At 74.1% G+C, this 19,143-nt stretch carries 14 protein-coding genes; 10 read left to right on the top strand and 4 right to left on the bottom strand.

Annotated features, from left to right (window positions below):
* Positions 1-3 precede the first annotated feature (3 nt).
* Positions 4-1,662, bottom strand: a complete 1,659-nt coding sequence (locus OG310_RS06780) for an acyl-CoA dehydrogenase family protein (protein WP_329454969.1) — start codon at positions 1,660-1,662, stop codon at positions 4-6.
* A 17-nt stretch (positions 1,663-1,679) separates the two neighbouring features.
* On the opposite strand from OG310_RS06780, the gene OG310_RS06775 reads away from it, so the two are divergent.
* Complete coding sequence (locus OG310_RS06775) at positions 1,680-2,843, top strand: YihY/virulence factor BrkB family protein (protein ID WP_329454968.1); 1,164 nt, start codon at positions 1,680-1,682, stop codon at positions 2,841-2,843.
* A gap of 360 nt (positions 2,844-3,203) precedes the next feature.
* Here the strand turns inward: OG310_RS06775 and OG310_RS06770 are convergent, their stop codons facing one another.
* A complete protein-coding gene (locus OG310_RS06770) occupies positions 3,204-4,214 on the bottom strand; it encodes a helix-turn-helix domain-containing protein (RefSeq protein ID WP_329454967.1) in 1,011 nt (336 codons plus the stop codon).
* Between the two features lie 182 nt (positions 4,215-4,396).
* Entirely contained in the window at positions 4,397-8,230 is a 3,834-nt protein-coding gene (locus tag OG310_RS06765; protein WP_329454966.1) for a S8 family serine peptidase, read from the bottom strand.
* A gap of 415 nt (positions 8,231-8,645) precedes the next feature.
* On the opposite strand from OG310_RS06765, the gene OG310_RS06760 reads away from it, so the two are divergent.
* The 3 genes from OG310_RS06760 to OG310_RS06750 all read left to right on the top strand — a co-directional run bounded on the left by OG310_RS06760 (position 8,646) and on the right by OG310_RS06750 (position 11,494).
* Positions 8,646-9,368, top strand: a complete 723-nt coding sequence (locus OG310_RS06760; RefSeq protein ID WP_329454965.1) for a helix-turn-helix domain-containing protein — start codon at positions 8,646-8,648, stop codon at positions 9,366-9,368.
* 225 nt (positions 9,369-9,593) lie between these two features.
* Positions 9,594-10,343, top strand: coding sequence for a response regulator transcription factor (locus OG310_RS06755; protein ID WP_329454964.1), 750 nt, complete (start codon positions 9,594-9,596; stop codon positions 10,341-10,343).
* Between the two features lie 20 nt (positions 10,344-10,363).
* A complete protein-coding gene (locus OG310_RS06750; protein WP_443078827.1) occupies positions 10,364-11,494 on the top strand; it encodes a sensor histidine kinase in 1,131 nt (376 codons plus the stop codon).
* A 140-nt stretch (positions 11,495-11,634) separates the two neighbouring features.
* On the opposite strand, the gene OG310_RS06745 is transcribed toward OG310_RS06750, so the two are convergent.
* Positions 11,635-12,552: a S1 family peptidase gene (locus OG310_RS06745; protein ID WP_329454963.1), complete on the bottom strand. Its 918-nt coding sequence runs from the start codon at positions 12,550-12,552 to the stop codon at positions 11,635-11,637.
* A 685-nt stretch (positions 12,553-13,237) separates the two neighbouring features.
* On the opposite strand from OG310_RS06745, the gene wrbA reads away from it, so the two are divergent.
* The 6 genes from wrbA (at position 13,238) to OG310_RS06715 (ending at position 18,760) form a co-directional block, all read left to right on the top strand.
* Positions 13,238-13,855: an NAD(P)H:quinone oxidoreductase gene (gene wrbA, locus OG310_RS06740; protein ID WP_329454962.1), complete on the top strand. Its 618-nt coding sequence runs from the start codon at positions 13,238-13,240 to the stop codon at positions 13,853-13,855.
* A gap of 197 nt (positions 13,856-14,052) precedes the next feature.
* Positions 14,053-14,421: a YkvA family protein gene (locus OG310_RS06735; RefSeq protein WP_329454961.1), complete on the top strand. Its 369-nt coding sequence runs from the start codon at positions 14,053-14,055 to the stop codon at positions 14,419-14,421.
* Positions 14,422-14,513: 92 nt separating this feature from the next.
* Positions 14,514-15,440: a non-homologous end-joining DNA ligase gene (gene ligD / locus OG310_RS06730; RefSeq protein WP_329460051.1), complete on the top strand. Its 927-nt coding sequence runs from the start codon at positions 14,514-14,516 to the stop codon at positions 15,438-15,440.
* Between the two features lie 329 nt (positions 15,441-15,769).
* On the top strand, positions 15,770-17,833 hold the full coding sequence (locus tag OG310_RS06725; RefSeq protein ID WP_443078566.1) for a GTP-binding protein: 2,064 nt from the start codon (positions 15,770-15,772) through the stop codon (positions 17,831-17,833).
* A gap of 74 nt (positions 17,834-17,907) precedes the next feature.
* Positions 17,908-18,081 (top strand): CsbD family protein, encoded by a 174-nt coding sequence (locus tag OG310_RS06720; protein ID WP_329454960.1) that lies wholly within the window; start codon positions 17,908-17,910, stop codon positions 18,079-18,081.
* 388 nt (positions 18,082-18,469) lie between these two features.
* Entirely contained in the window at positions 18,470-18,760 is a 291-nt protein-coding gene (locus OG310_RS06715; RefSeq protein ID WP_443078826.1) for a DUF5133 domain-containing protein, read from the top strand.
* Positions 18,761-19,143: the final 383 nt, after the last annotated feature.

Raw genomic sequence — 19,143 nt, 5'->3', positions numbered from 1 at the left:
CGGTCAATCCGTCGCCGCCCGGGCCCGGTTCACCACCGGCTCCAGGTCGAGACCGCGCGGCAGCGTACCGAAGGCCGCGCCCCAGTCGCCGCCCAGCCGCGACGCGCAGAACGCGTCCGCGACCGGGGCCGGCGCCCAGCGCACCAGCAGCGAGCCCTGGAGCACCAGCGCCATCCGCTCCACCAGCCGCCGCGCGCGGCCCTCGATGCCCTCCAGGTCACCGAGTTCGCCCAGCATGTCCTTGACCGCGGCGTCCAGCCGGTGGTCCGCGCCGCGCGCCTGCCCCAGCTCCGCGAGGAACGCGTGCAGGGCCTCGGGCTCGCGCTGCACCGCGCGCAGCACGTCGAGCGCCTGCACATTGCCCGAACCCTCCCAGATGGAGTTCAGCGGCGACTCGCGCAGCAGCCGGGGCATGCCCGACTCCTCCACGTAGCCGTTGCCGCCCAGGCATTCGAGGGCCTCCGCCGCCAGCGGCGTACAGCGCTTCGTCACCCAGTACTTGGCCACCGGCACGGCGATCCGCAGGAAGGCCCGCTCCCGCGCCGCCACCTCGGAGGACCCCGCGTGAGCCGTGTCGTAGGCCGCCGCGAGACGCAGGGCGAGCGTCGTCGCCGCCTCCGACTCCAGCGCCATGTCGGCCAGCACGTTGCGCATCAGCGGCTTGTCGACCAGCTCACCGCCGAACGCCCGCCGGTACGTCGCGTGGTGGACGGCCTGCGCGACGGCCTGCCGCATCACCGCCGCGGAACCCAGCACGCAGTCCAGGCGGGTCGCCGCCACCATCTCGATGATGGTGCGCACGCCCCGGCCCTCCTCACCGACCCGCCGCGCCCAGGTGCCCTCGAACTCGACCTCTGACGATGCGTTGGACCGGTTGCCGAGCTTGTCCTTCAGACGCTGGATCCGGAACACGTTGTGCGTCCCGTCCGGCAGGACCCGCTCCACCATGAAGCAGGTCAGCCCCCCGGGGGCCTGGGCGAGCACCAGGAAGCCGTCGCTCATCGGGGCGGAGCAGAACCACTTGTGGCCCGTGAGGAGATACTCGCCCCCCGCGTCCAGCGGCACGGCCCGTGTCGTGTTCGCCCGTACGTCGCTGCCGCCCTGCTTCTCCGTCATGCCCATCCCGAACAGCACACCGGGCTTGCGGGCGGCCGGGGCGAGGCCCGGTTCGTAGGCGTGCGACGTCAGCCGCGGCTCCCACTCGGCCGCCAGCACGGGGTCGGCGCGCAGCGCGGGCACCGCCGCGTGGGTCATCGACACGGGGCAGCCGTGCCCCGACTCGGCCTGCGACCACACGAGGAAGCCCGCCGCGCGGCGCACGTGCCCCGCGGGCCTGCTCCAGGCGTCCGTCAGTCCCGCGGACACGGCGTGTCCGAGGAGTCGGTGATAGGCGGGATGGTAGTCGACCTCGTCGATCCGGTTGCCGTACCGGTCGTGCGTGCGCAGCTCCGGGGGGTTCTCGTTCGCCTCCGTACCCCACGTCTGGGCCTGCGCGGAGCCCGCGGACAGGCCGAGGGTTCGCAGCTCCGAGCGCACCTCCTTCAGGAGGCCCGGAGCGGTGTGGCGGTCCACCGCCTCGGTCAGGGCGCGGTCCGCGGCGAACACGTCGTACCCGACCAGGAGCGGAACCTGGTTGGTCACTGTGTGGGTGCTGGGTGCCATACGGATACGGTAAGTAGGTGCAGGCAGCAAAAGAAACACCCGAGCGGCCATCCGGGCGGCTGCGCCGGGCCCGAGTGCTCTACCGCAACGTCTCGAAGCGGAAGATGGCCTGGCATCTCCTCAAGGACACCGTCAACTCCTGCATGGAGTACCGGATCCTGGGGCTCGCGGCGGAGGCGGCGTTCTGGACGCTGCTGTCGCTGCCGCCACTGTTGCTGGCGTTGATCGGTCTGCTCGGCTACGTCGACGCCTGGACCGACACCCACACCGTGGCGTCGATCGACAAGAACATCCTGACGGCGGTCGGGACCGTGCTGTCGGACCGGGGCGTCAACCAGATCGCCAAACCGCTGCTGAAGGACGTCACCGAGGGCGGCAGGCCCGACATCGTCTCGATCGGTTTCGCGATCTCGCTGTGGTCCGGTTCCCGCGCGGTGAACGTCTTCGTCGACACCATCACCGTCATGTACGGGCTCGACGGCAGGCGCGGCATCGTGGCGACCCGCCTGCTGTCGTTCTTGCTGTACCTGGCGGGGCTCGTGATCGGCGCGATCGTGCTGCCGCTCGCGGTGGTCGGCCCTGACCGGCTGGTGTCGCTGCTGCCGTGGGGGACCGAGGTCGTCAGCGTCCTGTACTGGCCGGTGGTGATCGTCCTGTCGATCGCGTTCCTCACCACGCTCTACCACGTGTCCGTGCCGGTCAGGGCGCCGTGGATCGAGGACATGCCCGGTGCGCTGATCGCGCTGGCCATGTGGATCCTCGGCAGCTTCCTGCTGCGGATCTACGTGACGAGCCAGATCGAGGGCCCCACCATCTACGGCTCGCTCGCGGCACCCATCGCGGTGCTGCTGTGGATCGGTGTGTCCGCGTTCGCGGTCCTCGTGGGGGCGGCGGTGAACGCGGCGGTCGACCGTGTCTGGCCGTCCCTGGCGACGGCGGCGGCCCGCGCGTCGAACGAGCGGCTGCGCTCGGCCCAGTCGGCGGAGCTGATCTCGCGGGCGGCGGCGGCCTCGGCCCAGGCGCAGGACGCGAGCGATCCCGACATGCCCTCGGAGTTCCCGGAGCGCTGGTCGCGCTTCCTGCCGCCGGACGACCTCAAGAGCCGTCTGCGCGCCCAGGACAAGGACAAGGAGAAGGACCGCGACCGGGACCGCGGGGACCGCGGCGACTTCAACGGCTGACCGCACCGGGGACCGCGGCGGCCACGACGGCCTGCCGCTCGGCGCCCGGGCTCCGGCGGATCCGTCGGGAGCCGGGAGCCCGGAGCCGGAGTTCGCAGGCCCGGTGCCCGGAGTGGGGCGCCCTCTCCGGGCGGCGCCGCGCGTCACCCGTTCGCGCGGGACGGACAGGGACCTGTCATCGGCCGGCCGGGAGGCGGCGACGTGCCGGGGCCGGGGGCCGCGTATCCCGGCCTTTCGAGCGGCCGGATGTCCTGCCCTGCCCCTGTGACGGCGCTCCCGGATGCCGTGCCCCGGCCCGGCGCTCCGGCGCCCCGCCGGGATCTCTTGCTGCCGGGCCGCCCCGGGCACCCCGCGGTGTGGCTAATCCAGCCAGCCGCGCCGGGCCGCCTGCCACGCCAGCTGCATCCGGGTGGCCGCGCCCGCGAGTTCCATCATCGCCTGGACGCGCCGCTGCACCGTGCGCCGGCTCAGCGCCAGCTGGCTCGCGACGGCCTTGTCGGTCACCCCCGCCACCAGCAGGGACAGCAGCCGCTTGTCGGTCGCCGACGGCAGCGCGCCGCCCGCCCCTTCCCCGAGTGCGTCCCCGAGCGGTTCCCTCGCCGTGTCGAACAGCAGCGGCACCCCGTCCTCCCAGTACCGCTCGAACAGTGCCACCAGGGCCTCCAGGAGGCTGCTGTCGCGGACGAGGGCCGTGGTGGGCTCCTCGGAGCTGCCCGAGGGTCCGCCGGGCACCAGCGGACAGATCGCTATCGACCGGTCGGCGACCGCGAGCCGCAGCGGGAGGTGCGGCACCGACCGGGCGACCTCGCCCGCCCGCGCGCCCTCGGCCACGTTCTCGACCGCGCCCTCGTCGTCGAAGAAGGCCCGCTCGTAGAGGACCCGGTAGCGCACGCCCCGGGCGAGCGCGTCGTACTCGGCCCGGTTGCTGCCCGACGGCATCGCCACGTACTGGGCCTTGCAGAACCAGAGCATCTCCTCGCGCGCCGCATCCTGGATCCTGCGCAGGTGCTGGCGCAGTGCGTCCGCTCCGGTGATCACCTCGATCAGCTGGCCGGCGTCCCTGCGGCGCCGCGTGTGCCGGTAGGTCTCCAGCAGGTCGTTGACCGCGGTCCTGGCCTGGTCGAGGGCCTCGGCACGCCGTTGCAGGTGCGGCAGGAGCGCGACATCGGGCGGGGTCGCCGCGAAGGCGTACGGGGCGCTGTCCGTGCGGCTCGCGAGGCCCTTCGCGATGAGCGCGTCCAGGGCGAGCCCGGCCGCGCCGGGGGCCAGCCCGCAGCGCTCGGCGACCTCGCTCGCCGAGGCGGCGGGCAGGGTCACCAGCAGCCGGTAGACCGCTTCGTCGGCATCCGTCAGACCCGCCGCTTCCAACACCGCGCACCTCCGCTGTCCGCCGCGGCTCGCCGGTGCGCGCGGGCGCGAGCGGCGCGACCGGCATCGCAACCCGGGGAGGACGGTCGATGATCGGCGCATTCTACGGTCACGCCGGGGCGCACGGAACGACGAAGGGCGGCGGTCGACGGGGAGCCGTCGACCGCCGCCCTCAGCGGCGGCCCCTACCGGCCGCGGAGCAGGTACGCACGCTCCACGGTCTGCCTGACGCTGTCCCCGGCCTTGTCCCTCGCCGTGACGCGGAGGGTGACGTACGCGTCGCGGCCCTTGCCCGAGGGGCGCGCGACGGTGGCGGTGAACCGTCCCGCGCCGCGGTCCTCGACGCGTGCCGCGCCGAAGGTCCTGCCGTCGTCGAAGGACGTCTCGACCTTCAGCGTCACGCCCTTCGGCGCGGCGAGCCCGTCCTGGTGGCGCACGCTCAGCGCCACGTCGTGGGAGCGTCCCGCGTGCACGGCGTTGGACGCGTCGACCGGTACGTCGTAGTCGACCTGGAGCAGCGGGAGCGGCTGGTCCGTGGCCGTGGTGTCCGAACGGAAGGACCAGGAGGTATCGGTACGGACACCCATCGTCCACTCGTCGGACGCGCGCTGGGTCGACACGTCCAGCCGGTAGTCGGCCGCGCCCGGGGCGACCTGGAAGTCCGCGAACGAACTGTCGGCCGCACCGGCCTGCGTACCGTCGCGGTACAGCGTGGCCGACACCGTGTCACCCGGGTCCGGCTCCGCGTCGGCGGTGCGGAAGCCGCCCGTGCCGCTGCCGAGTTCGGGGAGCAGCTTCGGGGACCAGTGGCCCTCCGCCGCGTCCGTGTACTCGGGCACGAGCAGGTGCAGCGTGTCGTTCGTCCGGGTGGAGGCGAGCCCGGCGCCGCGCGGGATCGAAGGCCTGACGACGGACGCGAACCACGACTCCTCGGTGTGCTCCCCGCCGCGGTAGGTGCGCGGCGCGTCGCGCATGCCCGACGTCATGAACCCGTCGACCGTGCCCACCGACTTGTGGTTGACGAAGTGCTGCCACAGGGTGTCGCCCGAACTCACGTACTCGGTACGGGTGAAGCCGGTCGGCACGTCACGGGTGTACTGGTTCCACGCCGCGTCCTGGTACGGCCGCCAGCCGAACCGCTGCTCACTGGACCAGGGCGAGCCGCCGTTCTCGGCGTACGTGGTGGTGAGACGCGCGCTGTCGCGGTCGGAGACCGTGTACACCACGTCCTTCGGGACCTGCCCGGAGGAGACCTGCATGACGTCGTAGAGGTACGGGCTCCGCGCCGTCCCCGTGATGCCGACGCTCGCGGCGTGCTTCTTCAGCAGGGCGAGGAGCGATGCGCCTCCGGTGGCCCCCACCCGGACGACGGGCAGGGCGTCGTGGACTGCGCTCACCGGGTTCCAGACCGTCCAGTTGTAGCCCGGTGCGGAGACGAGCAGGAGGCCCGCGGCGCCCGCGCCGGCCGCCTGGGCGGCGAGGGCCTCCCCGCTCGCGTCGGGGTCCCTGATCACGGCGAGCTTGCCGCGCACCCGGGCCGGCCGCAGGTCGGGGTCGTCGGCCGAGCCGGCGTCGACGGCGGTGAGCCGCGCGCCCCTGTCCGCGAACAGCGGTGACTGCGCGGTGTAGTAGGGATCGAGGCTGATCCCCGTGCCGCGCACGGAGGTCTCGATGAGCGGGGCCTGGAGCTGCCAGCGGGACGCGTACTCGAAGGCTCCGTCCGTGACGCGGGCGGTGGGGCTCACGTACAGGCGCTTGGCGTTGTCGAAGAACATCACGCCCTGGATGAGGCCGTTGCCGTCGATCGAGCGGTAGATCTGGTAGCTCACCACGCCGTGCTGTTCCGCGGGTTTCGGCGTGCGGATCTTCACCTGCGTGGTCCTGCGCGCGTCCATCGTGACGGTCGTGTCCTTGGTGACCCGCACTTCGGGCAGCACCACCGCGCGCATCTCGAAGCCGTCGTCGACGGTGTCCAGGCTGGTGGTGCTCAGCTGGTACGTGCCCTCCTCGACCTCGATGACGAGCGGGTCCGCCCCGTCGTACGGGTACTGCACGAAGCCGTGCGCGCCCCAGATGGTGGGGGCCGGGGGCACCGCTTCGCCCGCGAGGTCCCGGGCCTTGACGGTCAGCTTGTGCAGCGGGCCGTGCACCGTGAGGCTCGCCGTGGTGTGCGGGACCACCGACCCGTCGGTCGAGGTGGCCGTGACGTAGCCGTAGTACTCGCCCTGGCCGGCGCGGGCCGGGTCCACGTCGAGGGGAACGGTCGCGGTGCCTCGGGCCGGCACCCGCACGGTGCCGGAGCCGAGGGCGAGCGCGTCGGCAGGCAGGGCCCGGCCCGTGTCGGTGGCGAGCGTGGCGGTGAGCTCCAGCGAGACGTCCTGGTCCGTGGTGTTGGTGTAGCGGATCGTGCCCGCGCGCACGTTCCCGGCCGGCGCGTCCGTCGAGAAGCTGCCGAGGTCGACCGTGCCGGTCGCCATCGCCGCGCTCCGGGTCGCCGCCGCCAGGTCGATGCGGCCGCCGCCCTGTTCCGTCGGCTTCTGTCCCGCCACGGTGTGGGCGGTGCTGATGAGGGCGTCCTTGATGTCCTGCGCGCGCCAGCCGGGGTGCTCCTGGGCGAGCAGCGCCGCCGCGCCGGCGACGTGCGGGGTGGCCATGGAGGTGCCGGACAGGGACGTGTAGTTCTCGTCGACCGGGTCGCCCAGGCTCGTGCCCGCCGCGCGGGCGGCCACGATGCCGACGCCGGGGGCCGTGACGTCGGGCTTGACGGCGCCGTCGCCGGTGCGCGGGCCACGGCTGGAGAACGGGGCGAGGGAGTCGTCCCGGTCCACCGCGCCGACCGTCAGCGCCTCGTCGGCCGCGCCCGGCGAACTCACGGTGGACGTCCCGCTCTCGCCCTCGTTGCCCGCGGCCACGACGAACAACGCGCCGCTGCTGCGCGTGAGTTCGTTCACGGCCTCGCTCATCGCGTCGGTGCCGTCGCTCGGCGCTCCCGTGCCGAGGCTCATGCTGACGACCTTGGCGCCCTCGGCCACGGCCCACTGCATGCCCTCGATGATCTGGGACTCGGACCCGGTGCCGTCGTCCCCGAGGACCTTCCCGATCACCAGGTCCGCGTGGTACGCCACGCCCTTGCGGCTGCCGCCGGAGGCCGCGCCGCTGCCGCCCGCGATGGACGCGACATGGGTGCCGTGCCCGAAGTGGTCGTCCGTGTTGCCGCTGCCCGAGAAGTCCTTCGCCTCGACGACTCGGCCCGCGAGGTCCGGGTGGCTCCGGTCGACGCCGGTGTCCAGGACGGCGACCTTGACGCCCTGGCCCTGGTAGCCCGCGTCCCACGCGGCGGGCGCGTTGATCTGCGCGGTGCTGCGGTCCAGCGTCGCCGAGACCTTGGCGTCCAGCTGGATGCGCGGTGTGGACCCGGCGGCGCGTACGGCGGCCGCGCCGGAGGCGGGGGCGAGGTCGTGCCAGAAGGCGCCGAGGTCCTTGTCCGCGACCCGCAGGGACCTGGCGTTGATGCTCGTCAACTCGCGTGAGGGGGAGGAGGGTTCGCTCCACGACGCCAGGGAGTCGACCGCGCGTCGGGCCGAGGCGGCCGGGAGGCCGGCCGGGCGGCCCACGATGAGTGGCAGCGCGTCGCTGTGCGTCTGGTCGTAGCCCTGCGCGACGAGCGCGCTCACGTCGAACAACTCGCGGTCCAGGGTTCCGGTGTTCACGAGCGGGGCGGCGTCCGACGGCAGCACCGTCAGGGAGCCGTCGTGCTCCAGGGTCTGGAACACCACCTTCGTGCGGCCGGGGCCGGGCCGCACCGAGGCCGTCTGCTTCCCGTCGGGACCAGCGCCGAGGGTGACCAGGTCACCGGTGATCAGCCGGACGGTCGCGGTGGTGGCCTTCGGTACGGCGGGTGCCTTCGCCGCCGCGGGCTCGGACTTCGGGGGCGACGGCGCCGCGGAGGCCGGTGCGAGCGCCCCCGCCGTCAGGAGCGCGCTCATCGATATCGCCGCCGACAGGCGGTTCCATCTCATCTCTTCAGCCCTTCGCTCAACACGCTGGCACGGATGGGGGAAAGAATCCGTGAACGGTGAGCGAGCTGTCGTCGTTTCTCGCTGTCGCTCATGTGACATGTCCCATGCGCGACAGCGAGATCGTCCCGGCCCGGTCATGTCTCCCGCCCGCGCGGGGACGTGACGCGGTGCGGTGAGGGGCCCGGGCGACGCGGACGCGTCACCCCGTGACCCGGTACCGCCGACGTGCGACGGGCCGTGGCTCGCGGTGCCCGTCGTGTGCCCGTGCGCGGGGCGGTGAGGGCGCCCCCGCGCGCCGCCCGGGGAGGTCCGGGACGTCGAGCGCGGTACGCGACCGGCCCGGCAGGCACCCCGACCGGGTGGCCGGACGCCCGGGCCGGGTGCGGCCCCGCGGGCACGACCTAGGCTGGGAGGCATGTACAGCGAGCACGCCTCGCGATTTCGCGGAGCGGTGGTCTGGACCCGGGGGACGGGGCCCGGCGGTCCCTGCCCCGTGCTGCCTGACGGCTGCATGGACCTGCTCTGGATCGACGGGACCCTGTCCGTCGCCGGCCCCGACACCCGCGCCGGCTTCGCGGGCACCGACGTGCGCGACCACTGTGCCGGCGTACGGCTGCCTCCCGGCGCGGCGCCCGCGCTGCTGGGTGTGCCCGCCCACGAACTGCGCGACCAGCGCCCGGCCCTCGCGGACGTGTGGACCGGCCGCCGGGCCCGCCCGCTCGTGCGGCGACTGCGCGCGGCCCGTGACCCGGTGGCCGAGCTGGAGGCGATCGCGCTGGACCTGGCCGCCGCCTCGCCCCTGCCCGATCCGCTCCCGGCGGCCGTGGCGCGGCGCCTGGCCGAGGGCCACGGCGTCGCCGCCACGGCGGAGGCCGTCGGACTCGGCGCGCGGCAGCTGCACCGCCGCTCACTCGACGCGTTCGGCTACGGCCCCAAGACCCTCGCGAGGATCCTGCGGCTCCAGCGCGCGCTGGGCCTGGTCCGGGCGGGCGTCCCGTTCGCCGCGACGGCGGCCAGGGCCGGTTACGCGGACCAGGCGCACCTCTCCCGTGACCTGCGGGCCCTGACCGGACTGACCCTGACCGGCTACGCGGCGAGTGCCGGGAGCGACACCGCTCCCCGTCCCGGGCCGTACTGAGCGGGACGCCGCGCGCGCGGGGCCCCAAGGCCGTCCACGCACGAGCGCGCCCCCCGTCCACGGCGAGCGCCCGCCGGCCGCCTCCCGCCGACCGGGCGGTGCACGCCGCATCCGGCGGCCCGTACTCTCGGACACGGGCGCCCGCACGGGCGCGGGGGCGTCCGTCACCGACACGTAAGACACCGGCCGGCCCGGCAGCACCTCGCGGGCGGGGAGACTGGAGCCATGCACACCATCCTCGTCGTGGACGACGACCCGACCGTCGCCGAGGTCGTCACCGCCTATCTCGAACGCGCCGGCTTCCTCGTCGACCGCGCCGCCGACGGCCCCGAGGCCCTGCGTCTCGCCGAGGCGAACGAGCCCGCGCTCGTCGTGCTCGACCTGATGCTCCCCGGCATGGACGGCCTGGACGTCTGCCGCCGCCTGCGGGAGCGGGGGCCGGTCCCCGTGATCATGCTGACCGCGCGGGGGGACGAGGACGACCGCATCCTGGGCCTGGAGATCGGCGCCGACGACTACGTCACCAAGCCGTTCAGCCCGCGCGAGCTCGTCCTGCGCGTCGAGTCCGTGCTGCGCCGGGGGCACGCCGAGCAGACGCCCGCCTCGGAGCCGCCGCTGCGCGTCGGGGGCATCACCCTCGACCGGTCCGCGCGCAGCGCCACCAAGAACGGCCGGGCGCTGTCGCTGACCCTCCGGGAGTTCGAACTGCTCGCCCACCTCATGCGCCACCCGGGCGTCGCCATCGGCCGGGAGCAGCTGATGCACGACGTGTGGGGGTGGGAGTTCGGCGACCTGTCGACCGTCACCGTCCACGTGCGCAGGCTGCGCGGCAAGATAGAGGACGACCCCGCGCGGCCCCGGCTGATCCGGACCGTCTGGGGCGTCGGCTACCGCTTCGACGTGCCGCACGAGGCGGACGCGTACCGCGGCGCCGGCGTCCCCGGCTCCCGCGCCGCCGACTCGACGGAGCGCTGAGCGTGCACGGGATCCACGGCATGCTCGTCATCGCCGCGTACGCGTTCTGCGGCGCCGCCGCCGCCGGACTGCTCGGGGCGCTCGCGCTGCGCCTGCTGCGCGGGCGCAGCGTCGCCGTGGGGCTGACCGTCGTCGCGGGGGTCGCCGTCACCGCGATGCTCGCGGGCACGCTCACGGTGGCCGAGGCGATGTTCCTGTCCACGCACGACCTGTCCGTCGTCACGACCGTGGTGGCGATGGCCGCCGTCGTCTCGATGGCCACCGCGGTGCTCCTGGGCCGCTGGGTCGTCGCCCGCAGCCGTGAACTCACGCTCGCGGCACGCTCGTTCGGCGAGGGAGGCAGCTTCGCCGCGCCGGACGGCGCGTCCACCGCCGAACTCACCGCGCTCAGCAACGAACTCGCGGCCACCAGCGCACGCCTCGCGCTCTCCCGCGAGCGCGAGCGCGCGCTGGAGAGTTCGCGACGCGAACTGGTCGCCTGGATCTCGCACGACCTGCGCACCCCCCTGGCCGGACTGCGTGCCATGTCGGAGGCGCTGGAGGACGGCGTCGTCCAGGATCCGGAGCGGTACTTCCGGCAGATCACCGCCGAGGTCGACCGGCTGAACTCGATGGTCGGCGACCTGTTCGAACTCTCCACCATCCACGCGGGAACGCTGCCGCTGTCACCGACCCGGATGTCCGTGTACGACCTGGTGGGGGAGGCCCTCGCGGGCGCGGACCCGCTCGCGCGCGAGCACGGGGTGCGGCTGGTGGGCGACCGGGTCGAACCCGTTCCGGTGGAGGTGGACGGCAAGGAGATGACGAGGGTCCTCGCGAACCTCCTCGTCAACGCGATCCACCGGACGCCCGCCGACGGCACGGTGGCGGTGGCGGCGGAGCTGCGCGACGACAGTGTGGTGCTCTCGGTGACGGACGGCTGCGGCGGCATCCCGGCGGAGGACCTGCCGCGCGTCTTCGACACCGGGTGGCGCGGGACCCAGGCGCGGACGCCCCCGGCGGGCGCGGGACTGGGGCTCGCGATCGTGCGCGGGATCGTGGAGGCGCACCAGGGCCGGGCCGCCGTGCGCAACGTGACGGGCGGCTGCCGCTTCGAGGTGACGCTGCCGAAGGCGACGGCGGTGCCGACGGTTCAGGCCACCGGCGCGTAAGGCGCCGGCTCCTGGACCCGTCGCGTCCGCCCCCGGGCGTGCGGACGGGGTGTGTGCCCGGTGCACCAGGCACACACCCCGTCACGCGCGCGGAGAGCTCACGGAGCCGGTGAAGTGCCGGACCGGGCTGCCGAACCGCTCTAGAAGACGCTCAGGCCGTAGGCGTTCAGGGCCTCGGTCACCGGCTGGAAGAACGTGGTGCCTCCCGAGCTGCAGTCGCCGCTGCCGCCGGAGGTCAGGCCGAGGGCCTTGCTGCCGTCGAACAGCGGGCCGCCGCTGTCACCGGGCTCGGCGCAGACGTTGGTCTGGATGAGGCCGGAGACCGTGCCCTCCGCGTAGCGGACGGTCGCGTTGAGGGCCTGGACCGTACCGGTGTGGACACCGGACGTGGAGCCGCTGCGGGTGACGCGCTCGCCCACGGTGGCGTTGCCGGAGGTGGTGATGTCCTGGAACGACCCGTTGTACAGGTCGACCCGGCCGTCGTTCGCGGTGGCGGCGCTGGCGAGCTTGATCAGGCCGTAGTCGTTGCCGGGGAACTGGGAGTCCGCGGTGGTGCCGACGCGCGCGCCGCTGCCGGACGTCCAGCTGGTGCCGCCTTCGGCGGTGCAGTGGCCCGCGGTCAGGGCGTAGTACGTGCTGCCGGTGCGGACGTTGAAGCCGAGGGAGCAGCGGAACTCGGAGTTCTGGATGGCGTCGCCCGCGGCGACCAGCGGCTTGAACTCGCCGGCGGCGTGCTTGACGGTGAGCTTCGACGTGTCGGGAACCGCGTTCTTGATCTTCGCGAGTTCGGCGGACGTCACTGTCTTGTCGACCGTGACGACGACCTTGCCGGACGCCGGGTCCGTGTACCAGGCGGTGCCGGGGGCGGCCGCCTGCCCGACGGCGCTGCTCGTGGCGGCGAGCGCCGCCGCGGTCGCGTTGGGGGTGGCGACGGGGGCGGGCTGGGCGAGGGCGGACGGAGCGGCGAGGGCGGCGACGGCCACGACTCCGGTGGCGAGGGCTATGTAGCGGGCGCGTCTGGAGACGGTGCCGCGGGTGGTGTGGGCCTTGATGGTCACTGGTCCTCCTGGGTGGGGGTGCTGACGGCCCGTCGGGTGGTCGGACCGCGGAGGCGCGATCGTCCACGGCCGCTCGGCTTTTGGCCGTGGACCTGTCAATCGCATGGGTTGAATCTTTGGGTCCGTTTGGTGCGGTGACAAGACCGAGTTCCGGTCCGGGGGCGGATGCCGCAGGGGCGGGCGTCCGAAAATCGGCCGTGTGGGCCCCGGTTGGGTATGTGGTGTGCAAAGAGAGCGTGCCGGAGAGGCAAACGACTGTGAGGGCGGCCGGCACGGTGGCAGTTCCGATTGTGGGGCGTATCACCGCTTTGCCTGCCTCTGGATCTTGGCCGGATCGAGCCATCGCGCCCCCGACGCCGGTCTACGCGCGCTGATTCGGCCGCGCGGGACATCGCCGAACCGCGGCGGCGTGACCGGGCGTCGCCGCATCGCGGGGGCGTGTGGAGCATCGCCGAGTCGCGGTGGCCGGCGGGGTGTCGCCGCACCTCGGTGGTGCGCCCGTCCCGCCTGTCCCGCGCGTCCCGTCCATCTCGTCCGTCCTCCGGGGCGGGGCTGCGGTGTGCGTGACCCACGTCACAGGGGGGACGACCCCCGGATGGTTTATGTTTGAACCACTTGGTTGAACCATCACCCATTTCGGGGATGTGTTCGGCCCGACCATCTGTGCCGAGAAAGGCATTTCGACATGACCGACCCCGTCAAGCTCGCCATCGTCTACTACTCGTCGACCGGCACCAACTCCGAGGTCGCCAAGGCGCTGGCGGACGCGGCCGAGAAGGCCGGTGCCGAGGTCCGCCTCCGCCGGGTCGCCGAGCTCGCCCCGCAGGCGGCCATCGACGCGAACCCCGCGTGGGCCGCGCACCACGCCGCCGTCGCGGACCTCGCCGTGGCCACGCCCGACGACCTCGTGTGGGCCGACGCGGTGATCTTCGGCAGCCCCACGCGCTTCGGCAACATCGCCTCTCAGCTCAAGCAGTTCATCGACACGCTGGGTGGCCTCTGGGCCCAGGGCAAGCTCGCCGACAAGGTCTACAGCGGCTTCGCCTCCTCCGCGACCCGCCACGGCGGCCAGGAGTCCACGCTGCTCGCGCTCTACAACTCCTTCCACCACTTCGGCGGCATCGTCGTGGCGCCCGGCTACACCGACCCGGCGAAGTTCGCCGACGGCAACCCGTACGGCACCTCGCACATCGACGCGCAGGGCAACAACCCGGTGAACGACGAGACCCGCGAGGCCGCCCGCGTGCAGGCCGAGCGCGTCGTGCGGATCGCCGCGCGCCTGAAGGCCGGCGCCGCGGCCTGAACCGCCGCACGGAACACGGCCCGACAGGGCCGAGGCGCGACCGCAAGGCCACAGCCGCGGCCCGAACAGCGCCCGAGGGGCCGGCCGGTCACCACGACCCGCCGGCCCCTCGCGCGTGTCCGGGAGCGAACCACCTCGTTGACAGGGCGGGTTCGGGGGTAACCGGCAGGCGAGCCCACCGGAAGGAGCCGCCCGTCATGGACGACAGGGAACTGTGGGTCCTGCTCGCGCTCGGCGCGGCCGCCGTCGCCGCCATGCTCGCCGTGGCCGTCACCCTCGCCGTACGCCTCGTGCGCACCCGGCGCCTGCTGCGCAGGGCGGGCCTGCCCACCGGCCGTCGCTGGGTGTTCTGGGCCGCACTCGCCTACCTGGTGCTGCCCACCGACCTCATGCCCGACCCGGTGTACCTGGACGACATCGGGGTGCTTCTCCTGGCCCTGCGCGCCCTGACGTCCGCCGCTCCGCCCGAGGTGCTTCTCCGCGCCGCCGTTCCCGCCCCGCACGTACGCTCCGGCCGGTCGGCCGGTGCGCGGCGCACCGGGCGGGGCGGACCGCCGAGGTCCTGAGCCCCGGGGACCCAGCGGTCGCGGGGACCCGGGGGACGTGCGGATGATCGGGTGTGGCGCAGACCCCGGGAAGCCCCCTGTTCGTTCAGCCGATGCTGGCCGTCGCCGCGCCGGCGCCGGACGACCGGGGCAGCGCCGCGTGGGCGTTCGAGGTCAAGTGGGACGGCGTGCGGTGCGTCGTCGGCACGCGGGGCGACGGCACGGTACGGCTCGGCGCCAGGACGGGCACCGACATCACTGCCCGCTACCCCGAACTGGCGGCGCTCGGCGCCCGGCTGCGGGGCCGGGACGCCGTCCTCGACGGCGAGGTCGTCGTGCTGGACGAGGGCGGACGGCCCGACTTCGGGCTGCTCCAGCGCAGGATGGGCGTGACGGGCCCGGGCCGCGCCGCCGCGCTCGCACGGACCCTGCCCGTGCGGCTCGTCCTGTTCGACATCACGCGGCTCGACGGCGCGTCGCTGCTGCGCGTCCCCTATGAGGAGCGGCGCGGGCTGCTTGCCGGGCTCGGGCTCGACGACGGGCCCCACTGGTCAGTGCCCGCCCATCTGAGGGGCCGGGGCCACGAGGCGTGGCGAACGACCCTCGACCACGGCTACGAGGGCATCGTGGCCAAGCGGCTCTCCTCCCCGTACACCCCCGGGGTCCGCTCACCCCACTGGCGCAAGACGCGCCACCTCGTCACGCTCGACGTCGTCCTCGGCGGGTGGAACGAGGGCAGGGGCGGCCTCGGCGGGCTCCCCGGATCGGTCCTCGTGGGTGTGGCCGAGGGTGCGGGCCTGCGCTACGCGGGGGCCGTGGGCTCCGGCCTCTCCGGCGATGAGCGGCGCGAACTCGCCCGGTATTTCCGGGTGCTGGCGCGCGACACCTCCCCGTTCGCGGGCCCGGTCGACGTGGCGGCGCCGCACTTTGCCGAGCCGCGCCTGGTCGCCGAGGTCGCCTTCTCCGGCTGGACGTCGTCGGGCCTGCTGCGCCAGCCCGTCTGGCACCGGCTGCGGCCCGACCTCACCCGCCTCGACTGATCCCGCCGGGCGCGGTCGCGCCGCGGGACCCCGTCGGGCCCGGGTGCGGAGGGGCGACGCCCGACGCGGCACGACGCCCGATGCCGAGCGGCCCGCAGGGAGGCGGCGTCCGAAAACCGGATGCGGTGCGGCCCGCCGCTCCGGTAGCTTCCGCCCGTCACGCGGCCGTGCGGCCCGCGTCCTCGCGTACCCGGGTACGCGAGGACCGGAGCGCCCGGGCACGCGTCGTCGTCATCCGTCCGCGTACCAGCAGCAGGGAGCCATCGTGCGGCGCCACTTCGGAGCAGTCGAGACAGAGAACCTCCGCTTCCTGACTCCCGAGGACGTACGTGCGCTTCCTGACTCCGCGCCCCACGCTGAACCTGGGGATCCTGGCCCATGTCGACGCCGGTAAGACGAGCCTGACCGAGCGCCTGCTCCACGACAACGGCGCCATCGAGGCGCTCGGCAGCGTCGACGCGGGAAACACCCGCACCGACAGCGGCGAACTCGAACGCGAACGGGGCATCACCATCCGCTCCGCTGTGGCCGCCTTCGCGGTGGACGGCCTCCAGATCAACCTCGTCGACACCCCCGGCCACCCCGACTTCATCGCCGAGGTCGAGCGCGCCCTGTCGGTCCTCGACGCGGCCGTGCTCGTGCTGTCCGCCGTCGAAGGCGTCCAGGCGCAGACACGCGTCCTGATGCGGTCGCTGCGCCGGTTGCGGCTCCCCACACTGCTGTTCGTCAACAAGATCGACCGAAGGGGCGCGAGGCCCGAGGACCTGACGGCCGACATCCGCCGCAAGCTGGCCCCTGACATCGTGCCGCTCGCCACCGTGCGCGAACCGGGCACCGGCCGGGCACGAGCCGTGCCGCTGCCGGTCACCTCGGCGGCCGAGGTGCTCGCCGAGCACGACGAGGCGTGGCTGGCGCGGCTCGTCGACGGGCCCGCCCCCGGCGCGTCCGAGACGCGGGCCCTGCTCGCCGCGCAGACCACCGCCGGGCTGGTCCACCCCCTCCTGTTCGGCTCGGCCCTCACGGGTGAGGGCACCAGGGACCTGACCGGCGCGGTGGCCGCACTCGTACGGCCGCCCGCCGCCGACCCGGCCGGGCCCGCGCGCGGCACCGTCTTCGCAGTGGAGCGGGCCGGCCGGGGCCGCGAGAAGACCGCCTACCTGCGGCTGTTCGACGGCGAGGTGCGTGAACGGCGGCGCGTCGTCCTGCGCCGGTCCCTGCCGGGCGGCGGCATCGAGGAGTACGCCGGCAGGATCGCCCGGCTCGACGTCCTCACCGCGAGGGCGCCCGGCGCGGCGCGGCCGCCCGCGACCGTGCGGGACGCCGGCCCCCCGGCGGAACCGGGCACCCCGGGGATTTCGGGCGGCCCCGGCCAACCGGACCGCCGGGGCGCTCTCCCGGACGATCCGGCCGCCACGGGTACGCAGGAGCCGGGCGGTGTGCTGCGCGCCGGAGGCATCGCCGCCGTGCGCGGACTGCCCGGCGTACGGGTCGGCGACCGGCTCGGTGCCGCCCCCGAGGACACCCGCGAGGCACGGTTCCCGCCGCCCGGCCTCGAAACCGTCGTCCGCCCGGTACGCCCCGGCCAGGAGGCCGCCCTGCACGCGGCGCTGACCGAGCTCGCCGACGAGGACCCGCTGATCGGTACCCGGGTCGCGGGGGACGGGCAGATCTCGGTCCTGCTCCATGGCGAGGTGCAGCGGGAGGTCGTCGGTGAGCGGCTGCGCCGGGAGTACGCCGTCGACGCCGAGTTCGCGCCCGTCACACCGGTCTGCTTCGAGCGACCCTCCGGCACCGGGGAGGCGCTGACCATGGTGGATCCGCTGCGCGGTGGCGTGTACTGGGCGACCGTGGGCCTCAGGATCGGCCCCGGTGCGAGGGACTCCGGCGTCACGTTCAGGCGCGAGGTCGAGTGGGGAGCGCTGCCGCGCGCGTTCCACCGGGCGATCGAGGAGAGCGTACGGCGCACGCTCCGCCAGGGACTCTACGGCTGGGAGGTGACCGACTGCGTGGTCACCCTCCACACGGTCGGCTACGTGTCACCGCTGAGCACCGCCGCCGACTTCCGGGGCCTGACCCCGCTGGTGCTGCGCCGTGCGCTGGAGGCGGCCGGAACCGACGTGTACGAGCCCTGCCGGCGTACGGAGATCGAGATCCCGGCCGACGCACTGAACGTGGTCACCGGCTTCCTCACCGCCATCGGCGCCGGTGTCCGGGCCACCGTGGAAAGAGGCGGTGGCTGGCTCGTCACGGCCGATGTACCGGCCGCGGCGGCCGGCCGCCTCAACACCGCTCTTCCCGGCCTGACCAGGGGCGAAGGGGCCGCGTACGCGGATCGGGGCCCGGATCGCAGGGTGCGGGGAACGCCGCCGCGCAGGGACACGGACGGGTGCTGAGTGTTTGGATCCCCGATCGCGGGTGAGGCGGAGGACAGCAACACTTCCACGACGGACGTCAGGACGTGAGCAGCGTGAGTGAGAACGAGAAGGCCAAGGCCAAGGGCGAGCAGATCAAGGGCAAGTCCAAGGAGACCGCGGGCCGCGTGGTCGGCAACGAGCGGATGACCGCCGAAGGCCGCGCCGAGAAGGCGAAGGGCGACGCCCGCGACGCCAAGGAAAAGGGCAAGGACGCCTTCAAACACTGACGCGTCCTCCGGTGAAACATGGCTCGGCGCCCGCCGTACGGCGGGCGCCGAGCCATGTGCGGGGACCGGCCCGGCGGCGGCTCGCGCGTCCCGCGCGGTCCGCCGGCACCGCGTGCCGCGCGTACCCCTCCCGCCGCGTGGGTCCCTCCTGCCACCCGTGGCGCAGACCCCGTCGCGCGTACCGCGCGTACCGCGCGCAGCGCCGGTACCAGCCGCACCACCGGCATCCGTGCGGGAACCCGCGCGGGGCCCGTCCTGGGTTGCACTGGGTGGCACTGAGTGACGCGAGTCACCAACAGCCCCTCGCCGCACCACGCATGACACCCTGTGCACCGGGCAGGCGGCAAGACGAGCAACTCAACTCTCTGCCTCGGAGACCGCCGTGCTGATGGCCCACCCCGCGATCCTGCGCAATCTCGTGGAACAGTTCCAGACCCTTCGCCTCCTCCACGCGGAGAAGGGGACCCCCGAGTCCCGCCGCCGCCTTGAGGACGTCACGTACACGCTCTGCGTCTCCACCGGCACCCGTACCCCGGAGGAGGCCCTGACACGCGCCCACGAGCAACTGGCCAGGGCACTCACGGCCACGGTCGAGCCCGGCGCCGTGACGCCCGCGCCGGCCGTCGGGGCGCGGAGCGCTCGCACCGCCGCGGACCGCGCACCGCTGGAACCGGCCTGAGCCCCCGGCCGGGAGGCCCATCGGCCGATCGGCCGAATCGGCGGCCCGGCGGTCCCGCACACCACGCCATGCTGTGTCCGCCCCGCAGTGAAGTGACCGTGGGCCGGGAGCGGGTGGCCGTGGGCAGGCCGCCACCGCGTTCGCACGGGCAACGGCCCGTAAAGTTCACGCAAAAGGCGCCTGGAGACTCGCCCCTGGGCGGGGCGGCCCCGCTTCCTCCGGCATGCCCCCTCCGCACGGCGACGCTGGTCACGGCGTTCGCGCGGACGGGGGCGGTACGCGCAGGCGGGAGCCGGGTCCCACGGCCCCCCACCGGTACACGCCCGCCGCCGCCGGGGCGGGCCGCACCGTCCCCGGCGTGGTGGCCCGGGCCTTCCGGGGCG

This window comes from Streptomyces sp. NBC_01497 (assembly GCF_036250695.1).
Classification (GTDB): domain Bacteria; phylum Actinomycetota; class Actinomycetes; order Streptomycetales; family Streptomycetaceae; genus Streptomyces.
Note: the sequence above shows the minus strand (reverse complement) of the source record. Positions and strands in the feature narration are given on the sequence as shown.

Excerpts from the sequence above, each read along its gene's own strand:
- wrbA (WP_329454962.1), top strand. The coding sequence starts at position 13,238 with ATGACCGACCCCGTCAAGCTCGCCATCGTCTACTACTCGTCGACCGGC.
- OG310_RS06715 (WP_443078826.1), top strand. The coding sequence starts at position 18,470 with ATGGCCCACCCCGCGATCCTGCGCAATCTCGTGGAACAGTTCCAGACC.
- OG310_RS06735 (WP_329454961.1), top strand. The coding sequence starts at position 14,053 with ATGGACGACAGGGAACTGTGGGTCCTGCTCGCGCTCGGCGCGGCCGCC.
- OG310_RS06750 (WP_443078827.1), top strand. The coding sequence starts at position 10,364 with ATGCTCGTCATCGCCGCGTACGCGTTCTGCGGCGCCGCCGCCGCCGGA.
- OG310_RS06765 (WP_329454966.1), bottom strand. The coding sequence starts at position 8,230 with ATGAGATGGAACCGCCTGTCGGCGGCGATATCGATGAGCGCGCTCCTG.
- OG310_RS06780 (WP_329454969.1), bottom strand. The coding sequence starts at position 1,662 with ATGGCACCCAGCACCCACACAGTGACCAACCAGGTTCCGCTCCTGGTC.
- OG310_RS06760 (WP_329454965.1), top strand. The coding sequence starts at position 8,646 with ATGTACAGCGAGCACGCCTCGCGATTTCGCGGAGCGGTGGTCTGGACC.
- OG310_RS06755 (WP_329454964.1), top strand. The coding sequence starts at position 9,594 with ATGCACACCATCCTCGTCGTGGACGACGACCCGACCGTCGCCGAGGTC.
- ligD (WP_329460051.1), top strand. The coding sequence starts at position 14,514 with ATGCTGGCCGTCGCCGCGCCGGCGCCGGACGACCGGGGCAGCGCCGCG.